We start from the raw sequence: 20138 nt of genomic DNA, 5'->3' as shown, positions 1-20138 counted from the left end.
TATGAACGCTGAGGAGAGCACTCCGCACATCGTTGTCGTGGGTCCCCAGGGCTCTCAGGAAGACGAGGCCCCCGAGGGACGGTCGGTCGCCGACCTGGTCGAGCAACCCGCCAAGGTGATGCGTATCGGCAGCATGATCCGTCAGCTCCTGGAGGAGGTCCGGGCGGCTCCGCTGGACGAGGCCAGCCGCAAACGGCTCAAGGATATCCACCAGAGCTCCATCAAGGAGCTGGAGGACGGTCTGGCGCCGGAACTGGTCGAAGAGCTGGAACGGCTGTCACTGCCGTTCACCGAGGACGTCAACGGCGCCCCGCCGAGCGAGGCGGAGCTCCGAGTCGCCCACGCGCAGTTGGTCGGCTGGCTTGAGGGGTTGTTCCACGGCATACAGACCACGCTCTTCGCCCAGCAGATGGCGGCCCGCGCCCAGCTGGAGAACATGCGCAGGGCCCTGCCCGGCGGCATCTCCCTCCAGCAGCAACAGCAGGAGGGGCACGGCGCCAACCCCGGCCCCTACCTGTAGGACCGTCAGGGGCTGTAGAGCCGTTCGAGGACTCCGGCGACCCCGTCGTCGTTGTTGGCCGCGGTCACGTGATCGACCGCGGCCAGCACCTCCGGGTGGGCGTTGGCGACGGCGTACGAGGTGCCTGCCCAGCGGAGCATCGGAAGATCGTTGGGCATGTCACCGAAGGCGATCACTTCGTGCGGCCCGATGTCGCGCGTCATGGCGAGATGGGCCAGCGCGGAGGCCTTCGTGACGCCGTGCGCGCTCATCTCGATCAGTGCCCGGCCGCTGGAGTGGGTGGGGGTGACCAGATCGCCGACCAGCCCGCAGACCGCCGCCTGGAGAATGTCGGGATCCATCGTGGGGTGGAGTGCCAGCAGTTTGGCGCAGGGCCGCGAGATGAGCGTGGTCGTCCCCACCCGGAGTCCGGCGACCGCCCTGCTGTCCCATCCGCCGAGACGGAAGTCCGATTCGTGAGCGAATCCACCCTCGTATTCCACTGAGAAGGCGAGGTCGGGAACCTTTTCCCTGAGTCGTCTCACCACCTCTTCAAGCACGTCCGGGTGGATGAGGTGGGATTTGACGATCTGCTCGGTGTGCAGGTCGTAGACGAGGGCTCCGTTGGCGCATATGGCCAGCCCGCGATGGCGCACGGCTCCCGCGACCGTGTGCATCCAACGGGGCGGTCTGCCGGTCACGAAGACCAGCGCCGCCCCGGCGTTCTCCACAAGCGCAAAAGCGGCGGCTGTACGGGGGGAGACGGTGCCGTCCGAACGCAGAGCGGTGCCGTCGAGGTCGGTGGCGACCAGCCTGGGGCTTCGCATAACAAGTCCCAGTCTGCACTGTGATGGCCTAGGTGTCGGCCCCAGCATCCCATCCCAGGAATCTTCCTGATGGCGGGAACACGCATGCGCCGGATAGTGTTAGATGTGATGGCGTTGTATTAGCTGAATCCCGTTGTGAAAACCAGTTTGACTGAGCCACCCCGGGGCCCGCTGTACGACACATGGGGTTCATGAGGTGTGAATCCCAAAGTTTCAAATCCTGAGGGAGAGCTTTAATGGCTCAGGGAACCGTCAAGTGGTTCAACGCTGAAAAGGGCTTCGGCTTCATCGCACCGGATGGCGGTGCACCGGACGTGTTCGTGCACTTCTCCGAAATCCAGGGCAACGGCTACCGTAGCCTCGAAGACGGCCAGCGGGTCGAGTTCGAGATCACCCAGGGCCAGAAGGGCCCGCAGGCCTCGCAGGTCCGCGCCGTCTGACGCATAGACCTCTTGGTTGAACCTGTTTGACCGGAAGGCGGGGTTCGCTCCTGGCGAACCCCGCCTTCCGCATTTTCCGGACCTCCCACGACACCCGGCCGGCCATCCGCGAGGCCGCCTGGCCATCGCCCTCGCCGGCGGCCGACAGGTGAGAGCCTCACCGGTGGACAGGCCCTGAGAGCCGCCAGCCGGGACGCCGGCGGAAGACCGGACTGATCGCCAGGACCCACAGGACCAGGCTCCTGTTCACGTTGGCCGGTCTGGAGAGCCGATCGGCGACGGTGTAGCGGTCCCGATCCGCCTGCCCGCCGCTGAGAGCGACCGTGAGGACTTCGGCCAGGGCGATGGCGTTGGAGTCCTGATATCCATTCCGCGCCCTCCTGCGAGCCTGTGTAGGCGCGCGGCGTCACCGACGAGGGTGCCTCCGAGCGAGGGGCACGACCGGGTCACGAACGCCGCCGTACCCGAACCTGGCCGCGTCGTGGCGGGTCTATCCGTCCATGAAGCATCCGCACGGCCCCGTCCTCGCCTGGTTCGGACATCCGGCGACGGTTGTCGCCACCTTCGTGCTGCTGGTCAACGACCATCTCCTCAAGGCCCTGTGGCCCGGCCCCGTCACCGGCAAGCTGAGTGACGTCGCGGGCCTGCTCGTCGCGCCGCCCGTGCTCGCCCTCGCTTTCCTTCCCGCCCTCGCTCTCACCCGGGCAGGCCCCTTCTCCTCCGCTCTGGCCAGGCTCACCGCCCCTGTCGCGATCGTCGCCACCGGTGTCGGCTTCACCCTGGTCAAGACCACCGAGGAGGGCGCGGAACTCGCCTCCCGGGCGTGGACGCTGGTGGCGGGCCCCTCGCGGGTCCTGGCCGACCCGACCGACCTGGTGGTCCTGCCCGCGCTGGGCGTCGCCTGGCTGGTCTGGCGCGGCTGCCGGTCCGACCAGACGGTACGGCGTGCCCGCGCGCTGGTCGTCGTCCCGTTCGCCCTCGTCGGGGTGACCGCCACTTCGGCCGCCCCGCCCCCGCCCACGGCACTGTCGGTCTCGGCCGACGGCGAATCGATCACCGTCTTCACCCGCTTCGGCCCGTCGTCTGCCGTCGTCTCGCGAGACGGCGGCCGGACGTGGAGTATGCGGCCCGATCCCGTTCAGGCGCCCGCGACACCGCCCGTCCCGCCCTTACCCGCCACCCGTGCCTGCCTGCCGGACGACCCGAGGCACTGCTACCGCGTCTCCCCACCGCGGCTGGGCGTCGACGAGACCCGGGACGGCGGGACGAGCTGGAAAACGGTGTGGGGGGTCACCGAGGGACGCGAGGACGCTCTGCGCCGGAGCAACGATCACCCCTACACACCGCCGTGGCAGGGTTCCACCGCCATCGCGGTGCAGCGTGTGCCCGACGGCCACGTGGTGGTGGTGGCCAACGGCACCGATGGCATCGCAGTACGCGGCCCTTGGGGAGCCTGGCGGCGGCACGGCTTCTCGGCCGGCGGCTTCTACTCCGACGCGGCGGTCCCGCTCGACGCGCTGAACATCGATCTGAGAGTGGAGCACCGCATCGGCCTCTTCACCGGCCTGCTCGCCTTCATGGTCGGCATGACCGCCGCCCGCCGCCGCGAACCACAGGACAGCGGCCTCGCGGCGACCGCGTACGTCCTCGCCGCGCTCGGATTCCTCTTTGTCCAACCGTCGGAGAGCCTCATCAGCCCCTTGTTCTTCCTGTTCGGCAGTGCCTGCGGCCTTACCGCGGCGGCCCTCATGGCCACCGCCGCGATCAAGGCACGCGTACCGGCCTGGACCTGGACCACACTGTCGGCCATCACCGTCTGCACGTCGGCCATCATCTGGACGATCTTCTCCGGCTGGCTGTCCGGCACCCCGGACGACTACTCGACGGCGAGGCTCCTCGCCTGGTTCGCGGGCTGCTCCGGGGTTGGTACATCGGTCCTGATCGGCTGGACGGCCGCGAGGAACGCGGAGAGGCGTCGGGCGGCATGAACGCGTGAAGGCCCCGGCCATGGCACGGGTTCCGGTGACCGTCGCACCGTCCGGCTCGGCGGGTGCGGCGAACTCCGGGATCCGGCGGGCCTGTCGGGGCCTTCGCGTGCGGCTACCTGACGGGTTCGAGTACGTCGAGGCCGACGTACGGGCGCAGGGCCTTGGGCAGTACGACGGAGCCGTCGGCCTGCTGGTGGTTCTCCAGGATCGCGACGATCCAGCGGGTGGTGGCCAGCGTGCCGTTCAGGGTGGCCACGTGCTGGGGTTTGCCACCGGACTCGCGGAAACGCACCCCGAGGCGACGGGCCTGGAAGTCGGTGCAGTTGGAGGTCGAGGTGAGCTCGCGGTAGCGCCCCTGGCTCGGCACCCACGCCTCGCAGTCGAACTTCCGGGCGGCCGAGGTACCCAGGTCTCCGGCCGCGGTGTCGATCACCCGGTAGGGCAGCTCGACCTTGGCCAGCATCTCCTTCTCCCAGTCGAGCAGGCGCAGGTGCTCGGCGTGCGCCTCCTCCGGCCGGACATAGGAGAACATCTCCACCTTGTCGAACTGGTGGACCCGGATGACGCCCCGGGTGTCCTTGCCGTACGAGCCGGCCTCGCGGCGGAAGCACGAGGACCATCCCGCGTAGCGGTACGGCAGCGCGGAGCCGTCCAGGATCTCGTCGCCGTGGTAGGCCGCCATCGGCACCTCGCTCGTGCCGACCAGGAACAGGTCGTCGTCGGGCAGGTGGTAGACCTCGCTGGCGTGGGCGCCGAGGAAACCGGTGCCCTTCATCGACTCCGGCTTGACCAGCACGGGCGTGATCATCGGGACGAAGCCCGCCTCGATCGCCTGCTGCATGGCCATGTTGAGCAGCCCGAGCTGAAGCCGCGCGCCGACGCCCCGCAGGAAGAAGAACCGCGAGCCCGACACCTTCGCGCCGCGCTCCATGTCGATGGCGCCGAGCAACTCGCCGAGCTCCAGGTGGTCTCTGGGCTCGAAGTCGAAGGACGGCTTCTCGCCGATCTCCTCCAGGACGACGTAGTCGTCCTCACCGCCCTCCGGAGCGCCCTCCTCCACCAGGTTGGGCACCGTGTAGATCAGCTCATCGAGCTCGGCGGCGAGCTTCTCCGCCTCGGCCTCGGCCGACTTGACCTGCGAGGAGAGGTCCTTGGCCCGCTCCAGCAGGCTCGCCTTCTCCTCCCCCGAGGCGCGGGAGACCGACTTGCCGACGGTCTTCTGCTCGGCGCGGAGCGTCTCGAAACGGCTCAGCGCGCCACGTCGGCGCTCATCAAGGTCGAGCAGCGTGTCGACGACAGAGTCGTCCTCACCGCGGGCACGCTGCGACGCCCGTAGCCGGTCCGGATCCTCACGAAGGGTACGCAGGTCAATCACAGTCACAGGCTACCGAGGTACGGCTCGCGTCCGCGCCCGGTTTGCTCCGTACCGGCCGACGATCAGCTCTGGCCGGTACGGATCCTGTCGAGCCAGGCGACGGCCTCGGCGAAGTCGTCGTTGTTCGTACCGCGCTTGATCTGCGGCGCGAAGGCGTCGGCGCGCGGGTAGCTGCCCAGGAAGCGCACCTTGGCGGAGATCCGGTGCAGACCGGAGATCGCCTCGCCGACCCGGGCGTCGGCGACGTGGCCCTCGAAGTCGAAGTGGAAGAAATAGCGGCCGATACCGTCACCGGTGGGCCGCGACTCGATGCGGGACAGGTTGACGCCGCGGACGGAGAACTCGGTCAGCATCTCCAGCAGCGCGCCCGGGTGGTCGTCGGCCAGGAAGACCACCAGGGAGGTTCGGTCGGCACCGGTCGGCTCGGGCAGCGGGCTGGGACGTGTCACCCGGACGAACCTGGTCACGGTGTCGGTGCGGTCGCCGATCCCGGTCGCGAGCTGGACGAGGCCGTAGTGCTCACCGGCGATGCGCGCGGCGATGGCCGCGTCGTACGGCGAGCCGGGGATCGCGACCTCCTGCGCTGCCGCCGCCGTCGACGGGGCGGCGACCACCACGGCGTCGGGCAGCTCGCGGGCGGTGAAGTTGCGGCACTGGGTGATGGCCGCCGGGTGGGTGAAGACCCTCTTGATGTGTCCCATCTCGGTGCCGGGGCGCACCAGGAGCGAGAACTCGACGGGGAGCAGCAGTTCCGCGGTGATGAGCAGCGGCTCACCCTGGGCGAGCTCGTCAAGGGTCGTGGTGATGGCGCCTTCGAGCGAGTTCTCCAGCGGGACGACCGCTCCGTCCGCCTCGCCACTCCGGACCGCTTCAAGCGCCGCGGTGATGTTCGGGCTCGGCAGACGCTCGGCCTTCGGCGCCAGGATACGCAGGGCCTCTTCGGTGAAGGTTCCCTCCGGTCCCAGGTAAGCGAATTTCGGCATGACCTCAGGTTATCCGGCGGCTGTCGAAAAATGCGCCCAAGATCGCACCTTCGGACCGCTTGGTCCTCTCCACGACCGCCCGAGATCGCTCCGCATTAAGCCACTTCACTTCACAAGTCACATCAAACTTGGTCATTTCACACCACGGGTCACTCCGTATCAGCGGAGTGCCTGGAATGTCGCTCTCCGTCTGGGCAGCCAAACCCCCAGCAGCCAGACCAGGAAAAGCGCGCCCAGCCCGAACCCGTTCTGCACGATCTTGCCAAGAACGGGGCTGAGCACCGGGATCTCCGCCGCCTTGATCGTCACTCCCCACCAGGGGATCGGCAGCACGTAGTAGAGCCAGACCCCGGCGGCCACCCGGACCCTGACCGGGTCGCGCCCGTCGCCGGCCAGCGCCCCGAGCACCACGACCACCCAGGCCAGGTGGTGGATCCAGGCGACCGGGGAGAGCAGCACCGCCATCAGCCCGACCAGGGCGACCCCGGCCACCGGGTGCCCGTCGAGCAGCGCCCTGCGGGCGTGGCGGAAGCCGTACCAGGCGACCACCGCGACCAGTGCCACCCAGAGCAGTCTGGTCAGCGCGTCGGGCAGGTAGAGCCGGATGAGCATGCCGCGCATCGACTGGTTGGTGGTCGCGGCGTTGGCACCGAGCCGCTCGGGGTCGAGCAGCGCGCGAAACCAGAAGTCGGCGGCGTCCGCCGGGATCACCAGGAACGGCAGCAGGGTCAGCAGTGCGGCGGTGAGCGCGGCGACGAGGAAGGTGTCGCGTTGGTCCCGCCTCGCCCCGGGGCCGAAACCGGTGATGAGGAGGTAGATCAGGAAGACGCCGGGGGTGAGCTTGACCGCGGTGGCCAGGCCGATCAGCATGCCGCGCGGCCACACCGGGCGTCTGGCCACGCAGTCGGCCAGGCAGAGCGCGACGAGCAGGATGTCCACCTGGCCGAAGCGGACCTGGTCCCTGATCGGCATCAGATAGGTGCACGCGATCATCAGGACGGCGAACAGCAGCGGCGCCCACAGCCGGTCCATCGCGCGCGGTCTCTCCAGACCGCCCGCCCGGCCCGGCCCACTCGGCGGGACCGGCGTCGCGCCCCGGATGCCCGTCCCGTTGAGCGAGGCACGGAAGGAGAACCCGACGGTGACCGCCAGGGTCAGGAAGATCAGTGCCGTCCACGCCCACTGCGCCGCCGGCCATGACACCGCCGCCAGCGGGGTGGCCAGCAGGGCGGCCACCGGCGGGTAGGTGAAGGGCAGCAACTGCGGCGCCGGGGTGACGAACCCGTAGACGGACCGGCCCTCCAGCACCGCCTCCCCGCCGGTACGGTACACATCCAGGTCGACCAGGCGCTGGTCGTCCACGTTGCCCAGCCAGTAGAGCACCAGCGGGGCCGCCGCCGCGGCGACCAGCAGCAGCGCGGGCAGCCACGGTAGCCACCTCGACCATGTCGGCCACGTCCACGTGCGTCGTCCGGCCGTGGTCACCTCGCCAGTCCTCACGAGCAGGCAGGCTACCGTGGGGCCGGGGAAACGGCCGCCCGACGGATACGGACAGGGGAACGGATGGCTTCGACACCGCGCGGTCGCGGGCTCGCACGCCCGGCCGCCACCGGGACGCCCGGTACCGCGACGCGGCCCAGACGCCCCCTGCCCACCGGGACCCCGCCCGCCGAAGTCGTCATCCGGTACGGAAGACGCGGCTCGGTAAAGAAAACGGGGTTCTCCAGGACCGTGCTGATCACCATGTCGCTGCTGCTGGCCGCGGTCTGCGGGCTCCTGGGAGCCTTTGACGCCGGTACGGCGAGCGCCTCGGTGGCGAGGGTGCCTCCCGAGCGGGTCGTGGTCATCGGGGTACCGGGGCTGGAGTGGAGTGACCTGGACCCGGAGCGGACCCCGAACCTGTGGAGGCTCGCGGGCGAGGGCGGGTCCGCCTCCATGTCCACCCGGGCGGTCCCACCGCCGGATCGGGGGATCACCTGCCCGGTGGCGGGCTGGCTGACGGTCTCCGCGGGCCAGCGGGCGGGTGCCCCGGGCGCGGGCTGCGCGCTGCCGCGCACGCCGGAGGCGACCTCCGGCGGCGGGGCGAGCGTGCCCGGCTGGGACGAGCTGTCCGCTTTCAACGCCACCACCGCCTACCGGCCGGTCCTCGGGCAGCTGGGCCGGCTCGCGGTCGGAGCGGGCCTGAAGGTCGCCGCCGTCGGGCCGGGGGCCGCGCTCGCCGCCGCCGACACATCAGGAAAAATCGCGAAATACGCGGCGAACATCGAAGAACTCGGCGAGCTGTCCCCGTACGGGCTGATCGTGGTGGAGGCCGACGACCTGGCCAGGGCCTGGATCGGCGGCGGCCTCACCCCGGACGGCGTCCCGGCCTCGATGACCGCTCAGGTCAGGCGGGAGGCCGTGGCCAGAGCCGACCGCGTGGTGGGCACGGTCCTCGACCGCCTGCCCCCGCCACGCGCGGCCGCCGCCGCCCCGGCGACGTCCTCCACGCCGACCTCCGAAACCACGCGGGCTCCCGAAACCACGCAGGTCCCCGAGGCCACACCGGCTCCGGAAGCCGGGAAGACACCCGGCAGCACTCCACCCGCCACGACGGACGGCGGGACCACGGTCCTGCTCGGCGGCCTGGCCGACACCTCGATCGCGCCGCACCTGCACGTGGCGATCGCCCGGGGCCCGTCTCCCGCTGGTGAGCCGTACCCGCGCGGCTACCTCACCGCCGCCTCCACCCGCCAGGACGGCCTGGTCGCCAACACCGACCTGACCGCCACCGCGATCGACCTGCTGGGCCTGCGGGCCCCGAACGGGGTCGTCGGCCGCGCCTGGCAGGGCCAGGAGCCGAGCGGGGAGCCGGTCGCGGCGACCGTGCGGAAGCTGGCGGACGACGACCTGGCGAGCCAGGTACTGCGCGAGGTACGCGGGCCGTTCTTCGCGGTGTTCGTGGCGGTGCAGATCCTGTTCTACCTGCTGGCCGCCGTCGCGATCCGGCGGGGCTGGGGCGGCTCCCGGGCCCTGACCGCCGTCCAGGTCGTCGCCGTGGTCAGCGGGGCGATCGCGGTCTCCACCTTCCTGGCGCAACTCGTCCCCTGGTGGAGCCTGCCCGCCCCGATGGCCGCGGTGATCGTGACGATCCTCGGATTCGCCTGCGTGATCACGGGGGTGGCGTTCGCCGGGCCATGGCGGACGCACCCGCTGGGCCCGTTGACCGTGGTCGCCGCCATCACCTCGACGGCGCTGCTGGCCGACGTGATGACCGGCTCGGTGCTCCAGGTGAACGCGGTCACCGGCTACGAGCCGGTGACCGGCGGGCGCTTCTACGGGTTCGGCAACATCGCCTTCGCCGTCTACTCCGCCGGTACGATCCTGGCCCTGGCCGGGACGGCCCAGTGGCTGATCTCACGCGGCCGGCGCCGGCTCGCGCTCACGGTGTGCGTGGCGTACGGGGGGCTGGCGGTGTTCGCCGACGGCTGGCCCACCTGGGGCGCCGACTTCGGCGGGGTCCCGGCGTTCCTGGTGGGGGTCGCCGTCTTCGTGATCCTGCTGGCCGGTGGGCGGGTCTCACCGGTCAAGCTGGGGCTGGCCGGTCTGGCGGGTGTCCTGCTGATCGGCACCATCGCGGTCGCCGACTGGCGCAGACCCGCCGACCAGCGCACCCACCTGGGCGCCTTCGTCCAGCAGGTGCTGGACGGGGAGGCATGGACCGTCATCGGCCGCAAGTTCGGCGCGATGATCGGGGTCACGGTCGGCAACTGGTCACTGTCCCTGCTCACGCTGGTCGCGCTGGCGTTCCTGTTCCTGGTGCTCGACCGCCCCTCACGATGGGGTGCCTCGGCCCTGGGCCGGGCCTACGCGCTCTCGCCCGCGCTGCGCGCCGGGCTGATCGGCGCGCTGGCCTGCGCGCTGATCGGCTTCCTGATGAACGACTCGGGCATCGCGATCCCGGCGATGGCGCTCACGGTCGCGGTTCCGCTGACGCTCGCCGCCTCCGTGCGCGCCCTGGCGCTCTCGCCGCCCAGCACGCCAGGACGATCGTCAACGCCAGCAGCGTCCACGGCACCACCCGCTCCCTGAGCAGGGTCTTCATCCAGAGCAGGTCCTCGGGTCGCAGCGCCTCCCTGGCCGGTAGGTAGCCCAGCGACAGCACGGCGACCCTGGCGACCATGAAGCCCTCCAGCGCGGGCCAGGACGCCATGGCCAGCAGCGCGAAGGCCAGCCCGTCGTACCAGGGCAGCGCGTACGGCGCGGCGAACAGCCAGGCGACCACCATCGCCGCGGCGACCGCGGGCGCGGTGTCGCCGGACGCGGTTCCCGCGGGCAGTGCCCGCAGCAGCAGCCAGGCCAGGCAGACCATCAGCAGCAGGGAGCCGATCTGGATCCAGGCCGAGTACGCGCCCGGCCCGAAGAGCGACTGGAGCCCCACCTTGACGAGCTGCCAGGGCGTGGCGAGGGAGACCTTCCTGCTGGCGGCGCTCACCTGGTCGAGCACGTGCGGCCCGGCGACGGCGTAGATCGCCACCACGGTGGCCGTCGCGGTCCCCGCCACCACGGCGAGCCTGCCCGGCGAGCGGCGCAGCTCCCACGCCGGGCCGAGGGCGACGAGCCCGGCGTTGAGCTTGACCCCGATGCCCACCCCGAGCAGCAGCCCGGAGGCGGCCCCGCGAACCGTGAGCGCGGCGACCATGCAGGCGATGGCGAGGGTGTCGATGTGCATCCCCGCGCCCAGGTGGTAGATCATCAGCGGGTTGGCCGCCCAGAGCAGCGCCGCTCGCCCGCGCAGTTCCTCGTCCCCCCTGGCGAAACGGTGCAGCAGCAGCGCCGTACCGATGAACGCCACGGCGTTGGCCGCGGCCATCACGAAGACCGTCAGCCGGACCGAGTCGCCGCCCACCAGGCTCGCCAGTGCCTGTACGGCGGTGGCGACCGGGCCGTAGACGCTGGTCACCCCGGCCCACTCCTCCACCGCGCCGGTGACCGGATCGTGGGGCAGCAGGGCGGGGGTGATCGCGTAGGGGTCCTGGCCGAGCGTGACCAGCCGGCCGTACGCGGCGTAGTTGAGATGGTCGGCCGAGCCCGAGGGCGGCAGGAAGGCGAGCAGCCCCGCGGTGGCGCAGCCCGCGATGAGCAACCATCGCGCCTCCGGCCTCCACCGGGACCTGAGCGCGGCGGTGAGCCCGAGCCCGCCCAGGACGATCGCGGCGGCGCCCATGGCGATGACCAGATGGGCGCTCACCGGCACGTCCAGCGAGTACGGCGGCTGCCAGGACGGTCCGGGCAGTCTCGGGACCATGGCGGAGGGCCCCAGCAACCCGATCAGGATGGTGACCGCCGCCGAGAGCCCCATGGCCCCGAACGCGGCGATGTCGAGCCGCCGCGGCATGCCGCCGACGGGGCTCCGCCTCTTGTCGCCGACCGACGCCTCCAAGCTCACCCGCAGATTCCAGCACATCCCACCGGTGCCCGGTGCGGCGGCGGCAGGCCGGACGGCGTCGCGAGGAGCGGGGGACGACCTGCTTCCGGCGGTCCGTACCGTCCCCGCATTCCGCGCGTGACCTCGGCCGACCTGCGGCGACTACCCGCACCGCCGTCTCTCACACAGCCCCTGACCTGCAAATACATCGAACATGCGGAGACCTCGGAACCCGTGACGAGCCGTTCGGCCGGGTGAACGTTCCCGGGCCTAGCGGCGGACCAGGAGGGCGCGGGCGACGTCGCGGAACTGCTTGGCCCGATGGAGCTGGGCCCGCCAGTCGGTGCCGGTGGCCCGGTGGGCCATCTCCACCTGGACCTCGCGTACCCGAAAGCCCTTTCTGAGCAGATCGATCGTGAGACCGGTCTCCACACCGAAGCCGTGGGCCAGTGGCCGGGCGGCCTCGAAGGCCGCCCGGGTCAGGCAGCGCTGGCCGTTGAGCGGCTGAACGGGCGTCCAGCCGGTGGCACGCTCGACGCCCTCACGGGCGAGCTTCACGACGAACCCGTGGCCGCCGAGCTTCACCCGGGTGGTGAAGACGGCGATCGTCATGTCGACCTCGCCCGCCGCGACCGGCTCGATCAGCGGCGCGGCGGTACGGGCGGTCTCCCCCAGATCGGCGTCGAGGAACAGCAGGTGCCGAGGCTCCTCGTCGTCGAGCAGGCGGACGGCCTCGGCACCGCTCTCCATCGCGGCGGCCTTGCCCCGGTTGTGGCTGTGCCGCACGACGTGGGCCCCGGCCGCCTTGGCCACCCGCCCCGTCTGGTCGGTCGAGCCGTCGTCGACGACCACGACGAGATCGACGCCGGGGAGCGCCAGGGCCGCGGCCACGGTCGCCCCGATCCGATCATCCTCGTTCTTGGCGGGAATGATCGCCGCCGTACCGGTCATCTAACACCTCCAACGTGGAAACCCCCGGCATCGGCCGTGAGGAGAGGGTCATCCCTGGGATTCGGAGGTCATCAGCTTCTCCGGCAGGGTCTCGTGCACGACGAAGACCGAGTCTAGGCCCGTGACCTGAAGGATCTTGCGTACGGCGGGCCGGGGCGCCGCCACCTCCAGTGTGCCGCCGCGTTCGCGCAGCCGCTTGAGCGCGGAGAGCAGCACGTTCATGCCGGTGGAGTCACAGAACTCCACGGCGGACATGTCGAGGACCACGAGCATGGCCTGGCTCTGCCCGAGCAGCCGGGTGAACTCGGCCTGCAGGCGAGGTGCGGTGTATAGGTCGATTTCGCCAATGATGGTCACAACGGCGTGACCGGCATGAGATCGAGTTGAGACTTTTAGCTCCACAGCGGGCACACTAGCGGCGCGAGAGCCACCGGTCACGCTCTCTTGAACAACCCGAGTCGTCCGCCCTTTGTCCCCCGTTTCGGCCTCATGGAAACCCGGAGTGCGCGAAGCTTGACACTGCGCAACACCGGCTTGGCCGGAAAAGGGAGAAGACCCGACGCTCCCGATCATCGCTGCGCTACGGCAGCGACAGCCGTTGAGTTACAGGAAACGGGCTCGAACGTATCCATGAACACCGACCTACCCGAGGATCTCCAGCGGCAGCGGCTCCGGGAACACCTGGAGTCCATGATCACTCGTACCGACAGGGCCACCTCGTGGCGCGATGCGGCGAGCTCACTGCGGAACCTGGTGAACCACGAGGGACACGTCCCGATCAGAACCAGCCTGTCGACCGAGGACCTCGACTTCCTCGAAGGGGCACGCGAAGAGCTCCTCGACTTCGCCACGCTCGGCGTCAGGCTGCTCGACCTGCACCAGCCTCGTGACGCGGGTGGCATCACCAGCGACACGGCACATCCGATCCTGCGCTGCCGCAGCTGCATGTGGCGCTGGCCGTGCCCGACGTTCCGGGCGATGGTGGAGTCCCTGGGCACCACCAGGAGGCTCACCTCCTGCAGGCGCGTCGAAACCGATGCCGCCGAGGACGACAGGTGCGCGCGAACGCCCCTCATGGTCTCGGTGAGACCCGAGAGCGACGCCACGACCGCGCCGACCTCCAACGGCAACGGCTCCGGCTGACGGCTCGAACCGGCGGCCCGAACCGGCGGCCCGAACCGGCGGCCCGCCGCACCCGGGCCGATCGGATCAGGGCCGGCGACACCGCCTCGCGACGACGGCCGGGCGGTGCCGTTCAGAGGGAGATCGGCAGGCGGATCTCGAAGCGGCACCCCGGACCGGAGTTGACGACGCCGATCACTCCCTCGTGGGCCTCGACGATGCCGCGCGTGATCGCCAGGCCGAGGCCCGCTCCGGCGCCGTCGGCACTGGGCGTGCGGGCCGCCTCACCGCGGAAGGCGACGTCGAAGACGCGGGGCAGGTCGTCCGCCGGGATGCCGCCGCAGCAGTCGGCGACGGACAGGCAGGCGATCTGGCCCTCGACCGAGGCGCGGACCAGGACGGTGCCGTCGCCGGGAGTGTGCCTGATCGCGTTGACCACCAGATTGCGCAGCGCCCGGGAGAGCTCGGCCGCGTCGGCCTGGACGGGGATCACCGGGGTGACCTCACCGGCCAGCCGTACCCCTTTGGCCCTGGCCAGCTGCTCCACCCCGGCCAGCGCGTCGGCGACCAGGTCGCCGAGGCCGATCCGGTTGCGCGACAGGCGCAGCGCCCCCGCGTGGATCTTGGACAGCTCGAAGAGGTCGTCGACCATTCCCGACAGCCGGTCCACCTCCAGACGGATCTGCCGGTGGTAGCGGCCCACGGTCCCGGGATCGACGACCACCCCGTCCTCCAGGGCCTCCGCCATGGCCCGCATGCCCGCCAGCGGGGTACGCAGGTCGTGGCTGACCCAGGCGACGAGCTCACGGCGCGCGCTCTCCAGGGCACGCTCGCGCTCGTGACCCAGGCGCAGTCGCCGGTAGGCCTGATCCAGGCTCCCGGCGATCGTGCCGAGCTCGGCGGGGAGACCTCTGGGTGGGGTGAACTCCCCCGAGGCGGGCACCGCGTGCACGGCGTCGACGAGCCTGCGGCTGGCCGCCACCACCCGGCGGGCGAGCACCGTCGCGACACCCAGCCCGACCAGACCACCCACCACGACCACGCTGAGCACGATGTCCCTCGGCGTACCCTCAATGATCATTTTCAGGGTGATGGCGACCACGCCGCCCACCGTCGCCAGCACGGTCACCACGACGACCACCCCGAGCATCGCGCCGATCGACCGCTCGCGCAGCAGCCACATCGCCCCCAGCCCGGCGAGCGCGACCAACAGGCCGAGGCCGGCGGTGACCGCGACGATCAGCAGAATCTCGGGGATCACGGCTCCACCAGCGGCTCGTAGCGGTAGCCGACGCCCCACACCGTGACGATGCGCCGGGGAACGGTCGGATCCGGCTCGATCTTCTCGCGGAGGCGGCGGACGTGGACGGTCACCGTGGAGGAGTCGCCGAAGGACCAGCCCCAGACCTGGTTGAGCAGCGCGGATCGGCTGAAGGCCTGGCGGGGGTTGCGCATCAGGTGAGCCAGAAGATCGAACTCGCGGGCGGTCAGCATGATCTCGCCACCTCGGAACCGCACCTCGTGCGCCCCGACGTCGACGGTCAGATCGCCGTCCCTGAGCACCCCGGTGCCGGTCGGCAGCGAGGCGCCGCGCGCCCGCCGCAGCACCGACTGCACGCGCAGGGCCAACTCCCTGGGACTGAAGGGCTTGGTGACGTAGTCGTCGGCACCGGTCTCCAGCCCGACGACCCTGTCCATCTCCTCGCCCAGCGCGGTCAGCATGATCACCGGAACCGGCCACCGCTCCCTGAGCTTCCTGCACACCTGGAGCCCGTCCATTCTGGGGAGCATCAGGTCGAGCACCATCAGGTCCGGCGGGTTGGACAGCGCGCGCCTGAGCGCCTCCGCGCCGTCTCCGACGCACTCGACCACGTGACCGTCACGTTCCAGGTAGCGGGCCACCACCTCGGCCACCATCGGATCGTCGTCGACCACCAGAATCCGCGCGCTCATGACCCCAACGGTAGGCCCGCGAGGGGAAATCCCTAAGCCGTGTCACCGGTCCGTAAGCACTCGATCGTTACGATCAAGGCGCCCGCCGTTCCCCCGGTCAGCGTACGGTGGAGCACATGAGTCGTATCGTGCTGGCGGTCCTGGGCGCCCTGCTCGCGCTCTATGTGGTGTTCGGGCTCGTGCTGCCCGCCCTTTTCGGGCTGCTGAAGTTCGTGATCGTGCTGGCGGTCGTGGCCTTCGTGGTCGTCGCCCTGGTCACCATGGTCTCCAAGTCCAAGAGTTGAACCTGCTCCTCGCCGTCCAGACACTGGCGGTCTGGATGTTCGACGGCGGCGGCGTCCTGACGGCGACCGCCGTGGTCGGGCTGGGTGTGCTCCTGCTCGCCTGGGCACTGCGACCGGCACCCGTCACCTCCGGCGCGCGGGCGCGGTCGCCGCTGTCACGGCGCGATCGGGCCAGGCGGACGATGTTCGTCCGGCAACGCGACCCCGACGCGGCCGGGAGATCCCGGCCCAGAGCACCCTCCGCGGGCTCGGCGCCCGCGTAACCCCCCGCGACCACCGTGTGCCGCGCGCACGCGTTCCGAAAACCCCCGCGGTGCGCGGGCGTCCTCTGTACCGTCTCCACTCCGGTCAGAAGGGCCCCGACCATGTTCGATCCCGTCATCGGGTTCACCGCCGACCTCATCACCGCGCTCGCGGGACCGCTGGGCTCCACCGCGCTCGCGATCGTCGTTTTCACACTCCTCGTCCGGCTCCTGCTGCTCCCGCTCAGCGTCATGCGGGCCAGGGGTGAGCGGACCAGGATCCGCCTCGCCCCGGAGGTCCGGAAACTTCAGAAACGCCACGGCCGCCATCCCGAGCGGCTCCAGCGGGAACTGGCCGCCCTCTACGCCAGGGAGAGGACCTCACCACTGGCAGGCTGCCTGCCGTCGGTGGCGCAGTTGCCGTTTCTCATGGTGACCTACCAGGCGTTCGTCTCCTCGACGATCGCCGGGCAGGCCAACGCGCTGCTGACCCACGGGCTCCTAGGGGTGCCGCTCGGCCAGCAGTTCGCCGGCACGGTGGCCGGGTTCGGGCTGCTCAGTGGCCCGACCCTGGTCTTCGCCGGGCTTTTCCTGCTGCTCGTCGCCGTGGCGTGGGTCGCCTCCCGCCAGACACGGAGCACGATGAGCGAGGACGTCCAGCCCGCGGCGCTGCGTCGGATGCTGCCCCTGCTGCCGTATGGAACCGTTCTGGTCGCGGCGGTACTGCCGCTCGCAGCCGGAATCTACCTGCTCGTCACGACGGCCTGGACCACCGGGGAGCGGGCGATACTGCACCGGCCCGCGCTCGCCGGAGGCTGACGACACTCCGGGCCGTGGGGGAGGCGCCGTCCCGCTTCATGACAGGCTGAGCGGGACGGCACCCGACGAAAGGGCTATCCGCATTCCCTGAGGGCGGGTTCGGGGGTGGAAACATGGCCGTTACCTACCGTGTTGACCGCCGTCACCACCGCCCAGACCGTGGTGATGTCCCCCTCGTGTCTGACTCCCCATGTCGAGGCCAGATATTCGACGATTCCGAGGCCTCGCCCTCCCAGGGAGGAGAGCGTCGGGCGCCCTGCTCTTGGTTCGGTGGCCGCGCCACCGTCACTCACCGCAACCTCGACCTGCTCCTCGGTCCAGTGCCATGACACCCTGATCTGCCCCGACGGCAACGGATGCGCGTGACGCAGCGCGTTACTCAGCAGCTCGCTGACCACGAGCACCGCGTCATCTATAGCGGTCTCGTAAACACCCCGTTCCTGCAGGTCAGAGCAGAGGCGTTGGCGTGCGACAGCGACGCTGGACGGTGCATACGGCAACAACACGACGCTCGACGCACTCACCTCCCCGTATGCCTTTCCCCTCTGAGGAACTCACCCCAGTACGACCGAAATGCCCCGTTAGATAGCCTCGGAAACCGAGCAGCAATTACAGCTTGTGCACATTCGACAATAGATCAGCAGATCCGTTACCGACTCGTTACTGCCTTGGCGTGTCGATCAGGTAAGGGCGTCCGGCGTGTCGGCGATGCGGAGGGCCAACCTCATCCGGGTGCCGCCCGCAGGGCGTGGATGCGCCGACACCTCTCCTCCCTGGGCCCGTGCCAGGCTGCGCACGATGTAGAGACCAAGCCCGACTCCGCCGAACCTGCGGCGGTCGCCGCTGTCCGCCTGGACGAAGCGGTCGAAGACGCGCTCCCTGCTGGCCTGGGCGATGCCCACGCCCTCGTCGTCCACGACCAACACCACCCGGTCACCATCCACCCATGCCTCTACCCTGATCAGACCACCGTCCGGCGAATATTTGAAAGCGTTCTCCAGCAGCTGGGCCAGCAGAATATCGGTGGCCAGCGCGTCGCCGGAGACCAGGGGCAGGTCATCGGGGACGTCGACCTCGACCCGGTGCAGATCCGACAGGATCGGCAGGCCCAAGGTGGCTCCCCGCACCAGTTCGGCCAGGTCGAAGCCCTCGATCCTGAGCGTGAGCTCACCGGCCCCCACGCGCGAGCCCAGCAGCAGATGGTCCATGAGCTGGCCGAGGGAACGGGCCCGCTCGGCGATGATGTGCACCGCGGCACGGCGCTCGGCGTCGGTCATGCTGTCCCAGCGGTCGTCGAGAGTGCCCGCGAAGCCACGGACCACGGTGATCGGGGTGCGGAGTTCATGGCTGGTGGTGGCCAGGAAGAGGTCCTTGGCCTCCTCCAGTTCCTTCGCTCGGGTGATGTCGCGGAAGTCGACCACGATCTCGCCCGTCTCCACGATCTCCGCGCAGAGCACGTCCAGCCAGGTGCCCGAGGGCAACTGGATGGTGAGCTTCTCTCCCGGCGCCGGGAGCCGGAACGGGGGTGGACCGCCGATCACCTCGGCGGAGTGGAAGCCGGTCAGCTCGCCGGCGGCCGGGTTCCACTGGACGACCCGGCCCAGCTCGTCGAGGACCGCTATGCCGTCGGCACTGGCGTCGAACACCGCCCGCTCGTGGGCCCGCTGCCGTACGGCCTCCTGGTAGGCCATCGCGTTGCCCACGGCGATGCCCGCGTGACCCGCGAGGAGCTCCAGCAGCTCCAGCTCCAGGTGGCCCACCTTGCGCTTGGCGAAGAGCGCGTACAACGCGCCGTACGGTCGCCCGCCCATGGCCGCGAGACCGAGCGCGATGGTGTGCAGGCCGGGCAGCTGCGACCAGATCAGCTTGTCCAGCCGGTCCTGGTCACCGGTCTCCAGCAGGACGGTCCTGCCCTCGCGCAGCAGCTTGCCGACCAGGCTGGTGCGGAGGTCCGCCGTGGAGTTCCGCATCGAGTCGGGAAGGTTGTGGCGGGCCACGAGCCGGAGCCGGTCGCCCTCGATGAGCACGAACCCGCCCGCGTCGGCCCCGGTCAGGTCGGCGAGGCTGGCCGCGATCCGGTCGAGCACCGCGGGCAGCTCCAGCTCGGCGTTGATGTCGGCGACCACATCGGTGAGCCGGCGGACGAGCTGCGCCCGGCGGGCGTTGCGGTCGTTGGCGCTCTCGTCGTCCTGGGCCAGGTGGTAGACGCTGACGTAACCGATGAGGGTGCCGTCCCGCGAGGAGAGCGCGCCGGTGTCCACCCGCAGATCGAGCAGACTGCCGTCCCGGCGGAACCGCTTGGTCCGCAGCGACACCTGGCCACCGGTGCGGACCTTCTCCAGGACCGCGTTGTGCTCGGCCATCAGCTCCTCGGGAACCACCGGAACCCTGCGGCCGACCGTCTCCTCGGCCGACCAGCCGAAAAGGCGCTCGGCGGCGGGATTCCAGGCGATGACCGTCTGTTCGCGATCAATGGCGACGATCGCGTTGGGCGCGTTGGCCACGACCGCCCGGCCGATGCCCTCGTCACTGTCGGCCGTGTAGTCCACCACACACCCATAGTGCCGTCTCAACCGGTCTGATCTTGGCACTTTCGTCCCGCACGTGTTGCCACTGGCCGGGCGATCCGTCCGATACTCTGCGGTCACCACACACCTGGATACGAAAGGGTGGGGCCATGTCATCCGGCGACATCGATGCATTGCTACGGGTGACCTCGCCCGACTACGTCGGCACGAGCCATCCCGACATCGCGTTCGGCACGCTCGACGGACCGCTGGGGCGTCTCACCCTCGCCGTGACCGGCCGGGGTGTGGTGGCCTGCAGTTACGAGGACGAGAACGTCGTCTTCGAGCGGATCAGCAGGGAGGTCGGCACCTTCATCGGGCCGGACCCCCGGCGGCTCGACCCGGTCCGCCGGGAGCTGGACGCCTACTTCTCCGCCCGGCTCCGGGCCTTCACCACAACGGTCGACCTGCGCCTGGCCACCCAGTTCTCCAGGACGGTGCTGCAGATGATGCTCTCGGTGCCGTACGGGACGGTGACGACCTACCGTCAGATCGCCGAGCGGATCGGCAGGCCGCGGGCGCTGCGCGCGGTCGGCAACGCGCTGGGCAGCAACCCGGTGTGCGTCATCGTGCCGTGCCACCGGGTCGTCGAGAGCGAGTCGGTCCTTGGCGGGTACGCCGGGGGCTCGGCCGCCAAGGAACGCCTGCTGCGCATCGAGTCCCGCGCGTAGCGCGCCTCCG

General features: G+C 70.4%; 20 protein-coding genes. 9 read left to right on the top strand and 11 right to left on the bottom strand.

Annotated elements, in window-relative coordinates; translation table 11 throughout:
- The first annotated feature begins 1 nt into the window (after nt 1).
- The gene (locus tag IG98_RS0132390) at nt 2-520 is read left to right on the top strand and encodes a bacterial proteasome activator family protein (RefSeq protein WP_030920956.1); all 519 of its coding nucleotides are present in this window, start codon (nt 2-4) and stop codon (nt 518-520) included.
- 5 nt (nt 521-525) lie between these two features.
- Here the strand turns inward: IG98_RS0132390 and IG98_RS0132385 are convergent, their stop codons facing one another.
- Nucleotides 526-1326 carry a Cof-type HAD-IIB family hydrolase gene (locus IG98_RS0132385; protein ID WP_030920954.1) on the bottom strand — a complete coding sequence of 267 codons (801 nt, stop codon included), beginning with the start codon at nt 1324-1326 and terminating at the stop codon, nt 526-528.
- A 236-nt stretch (nt 1327-1562) separates the two neighbouring features.
- Between IG98_RS0132385 and IG98_RS0132380 the strand changes: the two genes are divergently transcribed.
- Nucleotides 1563-1766, top strand: a complete 204-nt coding sequence (locus tag IG98_RS0132380; protein ID WP_012886943.1) for a cold-shock protein — start codon at nt 1563-1565, stop codon at nt 1764-1766.
- A 500-nt stretch (nt 1767-2266) separates the two neighbouring features.
- On the top strand, nt 2267-3754 hold the full coding sequence (locus tag IG98_RS0132370) for a hypothetical protein (RefSeq protein ID WP_051753246.1): 1488 nt from the start codon (nt 2267-2269) through the stop codon (nt 3752-3754).
- 112 nt (nt 3755-3866) lie between these two features.
- Here the strand turns inward: IG98_RS0132370 and serS are convergent, their stop codons facing one another.
- From serS to IG98_RS0132355, 3 genes are all read right to left on the bottom strand, one after another.
- Entirely contained in the window at nt 3867-5129 is a 1263-nt protein-coding gene (serS, locus tag IG98_RS0132365) for a serine--tRNA ligase (protein ID WP_030920946.1), read from the bottom strand.
- Between the two features lie 62 nt (nt 5130-5191).
- On the bottom strand, nt 5192-6112 hold the full coding sequence (gene pheA, locus IG98_RS0132360) for a prephenate dehydratase (protein WP_030920943.1): 921 nt from the start codon (nt 6110-6112) through the stop codon (nt 5192-5194).
- Between the two features lie 159 nt (nt 6113-6271).
- On the bottom strand, nt 6272-7612 hold the full coding sequence (locus IG98_RS0132355) for a glycosyltransferase 87 family protein (protein ID WP_084195806.1): 1341 nt from the start codon (nt 7610-7612) through the stop codon (nt 6272-6274).
- 63 nt (nt 7613-7675) lie between these two features.
- Between IG98_RS0132355 and IG98_RS45535 the strand changes: the two genes are divergently transcribed.
- On the top strand, nt 7676-10183 hold the full coding sequence (locus IG98_RS45535; RefSeq protein ID WP_037971809.1) for a hypothetical protein: 2508 nt from the start codon (nt 7676-7678) through the stop codon (nt 10181-10183).
- On the opposite strand, the gene mptB is transcribed toward IG98_RS45535, so the two are convergent.
- The 3 genes from mptB to IG98_RS0132335 form a co-directional block, all read right to left on the bottom strand.
- Entirely contained in the window at nt 10065-11540 is a 1476-nt protein-coding gene (mptB, locus tag IG98_RS51050; protein ID WP_030920934.1) for a polyprenol phosphomannose-dependent alpha 1,6 mannosyltransferase MptB, read from the bottom strand. The two genes, IG98_RS45535 and mptB, sit on opposite strands and share 119 nt — an antisense overlap.
- A 249-nt stretch (nt 11541-11789) precedes the next feature.
- Nucleotides 11790-12470 carry a glycosyltransferase family 2 protein gene (locus tag IG98_RS0132340; protein ID WP_030920931.1) on the bottom strand — a complete coding sequence of 227 codons (681 nt, stop codon included), beginning with the start codon at nt 12468-12470 and terminating at the stop codon, nt 11790-11792.
- A 48-nt stretch (nt 12471-12518) separates the two neighbouring features.
- Nucleotides 12519-12872 (bottom strand): STAS domain-containing protein, encoded by a 354-nt coding sequence (locus IG98_RS0132335; RefSeq protein WP_030920928.1) that lies wholly within the window; start codon nt 12870-12872, stop codon nt 12519-12521.
- Nucleotides 12873-13100: 228 nt separating this feature from the next.
- Here IG98_RS0132335 and IG98_RS45530 point away from each other — a divergent pair, with 228 nt between their 5' ends.
- Complete coding sequence (locus IG98_RS45530) at nt 13101-13613, top strand: hypothetical protein (protein WP_245651814.1); 513 nt, start codon at nt 13101-13103, stop codon at nt 13611-13613.
- A 112-nt stretch (nt 13614-13725) separates the two neighbouring features.
- Here the strand turns inward: IG98_RS45530 and IG98_RS0132325 are convergent, their stop codons facing one another.
- The gene (locus IG98_RS0132325) at nt 13726-14853 is read right to left on the bottom strand and encodes a sensor histidine kinase (RefSeq protein ID WP_030920922.1); all 1128 of its coding nucleotides are present in this window, start codon (nt 14851-14853) and stop codon (nt 13726-13728) included.
- Nucleotides 14850-15545 (bottom strand): response regulator transcription factor, encoded by a 696-nt coding sequence (locus tag IG98_RS0132320; RefSeq protein WP_030920919.1) that lies wholly within the window; start codon nt 15543-15545, stop codon nt 14850-14852. The genes IG98_RS0132325 and IG98_RS0132320 overlap by 4 nt, the downstream gene beginning before the upstream one ends.
- Nucleotides 15546-15661: 116 nt before the next feature.
- On the opposite strand from IG98_RS0132320, the gene IG98_RS51045 reads away from it, so the two are divergent.
- The 3 genes from IG98_RS51045 (at nt 15662) to IG98_RS0132305 (ending at nt 16890) form a co-directional block, all read left to right on the top strand.
- Entirely contained in the window at nt 15662-15829 is a 168-nt protein-coding gene (locus IG98_RS51045) for a hypothetical protein (protein WP_157594633.1), read from the top strand.
- Entirely contained in the window at nt 15826-16092 is a 267-nt protein-coding gene (locus IG98_RS0132310) for a DUF6412 domain-containing protein (protein WP_037971805.1), read from the top strand. The genes IG98_RS51045 and IG98_RS0132310 overlap by 4 nt, the downstream gene beginning before the upstream one ends.
- Nucleotides 16093-16194: 102 nt before the next feature.
- Nucleotides 16195-16890, top strand: coding sequence for a YidC/Oxa1 family membrane protein insertase (locus tag IG98_RS0132305; protein WP_030920913.1), 696 nt, complete (start codon nt 16195-16197; stop codon nt 16888-16890).
- Nucleotides 16891-16964: 74 nt separating this feature from the next.
- Here the strand turns inward: IG98_RS0132305 and IG98_RS0132300 are convergent, their stop codons facing one another.
- Both IG98_RS0132300 and IG98_RS0132295 read right to left on the bottom strand, forming a co-directional pair.
- Nucleotides 16965-17396, bottom strand: a complete 432-nt coding sequence (locus IG98_RS0132300) for an ATP-binding protein (RefSeq protein WP_245651822.1) — start codon at nt 17394-17396, stop codon at nt 16965-16967.
- Nucleotides 17397-17570: 174 nt separating this feature from the next.
- Complete coding sequence (locus tag IG98_RS0132295) at nt 17571-19442, bottom strand: sensor histidine kinase (protein ID WP_051753244.1); 1872 nt, start codon at nt 19440-19442, stop codon at nt 17571-17573.
- Nucleotides 19443-19567: 125 nt separating this feature from the next.
- On the opposite strand from IG98_RS0132295, the gene IG98_RS0132290 reads away from it, so the two are divergent.
- On the top strand, nt 19568-20128 hold the full coding sequence (locus IG98_RS0132290) for a methylated-DNA--[protein]-cysteine S-methyltransferase (protein ID WP_030920903.1): 561 nt from the start codon (nt 19568-19570) through the stop codon (nt 20126-20128).
- Nucleotides 20129-20138 lie beyond the last annotated feature (10 nt).

The organism is Streptosporangium amethystogenes, assembly GCF_000721075.1.
Lineage (GTDB): Bacteria > Actinomycetota > Actinomycetes > Streptosporangiales > Streptosporangiaceae > Streptosporangium > Streptosporangium amethystogenes.
Note: the sequence above shows the minus strand (reverse complement) of the source record. Positions and strands in the feature narration are given on the sequence as shown.

Coding starts and splice junctions, on each gene's coding strand:
- IG98_RS0132390 (WP_030920956.1), top strand. CDS start 2: ATGAACGCTGAGGAGAGCACTCCGCACATCGTTGTCGTGGGTCCCCAG.
- IG98_RS0132385 (WP_030920954.1), bottom strand. CDS start 1,326: ATGCGAAGCCCCAGGCTGGTCGCCACCGACCTCGACGGCACCGCTCTG.
- IG98_RS0132380 (WP_012886943.1), top strand. CDS start 1,563: ATGGCTCAGGGAACCGTCAAGTGGTTCAACGCTGAAAAGGGCTTCGGC.
- IG98_RS0132370 (WP_051753246.1), top strand. CDS start 2,267: ATGAAGCATCCGCACGGCCCCGTCCTCGCCTGGTTCGGACATCCGGCG.
- pheA (WP_030920943.1), bottom strand. CDS start 6,112: ATGCCGAAATTCGCTTACCTGGGACCGGAGGGAACCTTCACCGAAGAG.
- IG98_RS45535 (WP_037971809.1), top strand. CDS start 7,676: ATGGCTTCGACACCGCGCGGTCGCGGGCTCGCACGCCCGGCCGCCACC.
- IG98_RS0132340 (WP_030920931.1), bottom strand. CDS start 12,470: ATGACCGGTACGGCGGCGATCATTCCCGCCAAGAACGAGGATGATCGG.
- IG98_RS45530 (WP_245651814.1), top strand. CDS start 13,101: ATGAACACCGACCTACCCGAGGATCTCCAGCGGCAGCGGCTCCGGGAA.
- IG98_RS0132320 (WP_030920919.1), bottom strand. CDS start 15,545: ATGAGCGCGCGGATTCTGGTGGTCGACGACGATCCGATGGTGGCCGAG.
- IG98_RS51045 (WP_157594633.1), top strand. CDS start 15,662: ATGAGTCGTATCGTGCTGGCGGTCCTGGGCGCCCTGCTCGCGCTCTAT.
- IG98_RS0132305 (WP_030920913.1), top strand. CDS start 16,195: ATGTTCGATCCCGTCATCGGGTTCACCGCCGACCTCATCACCGCGCTC.
- IG98_RS0132290 (WP_030920903.1), top strand. CDS start 19,568: ATGTCATCCGGCGACATCGATGCATTGCTACGGGTGACCTCGCCCGAC.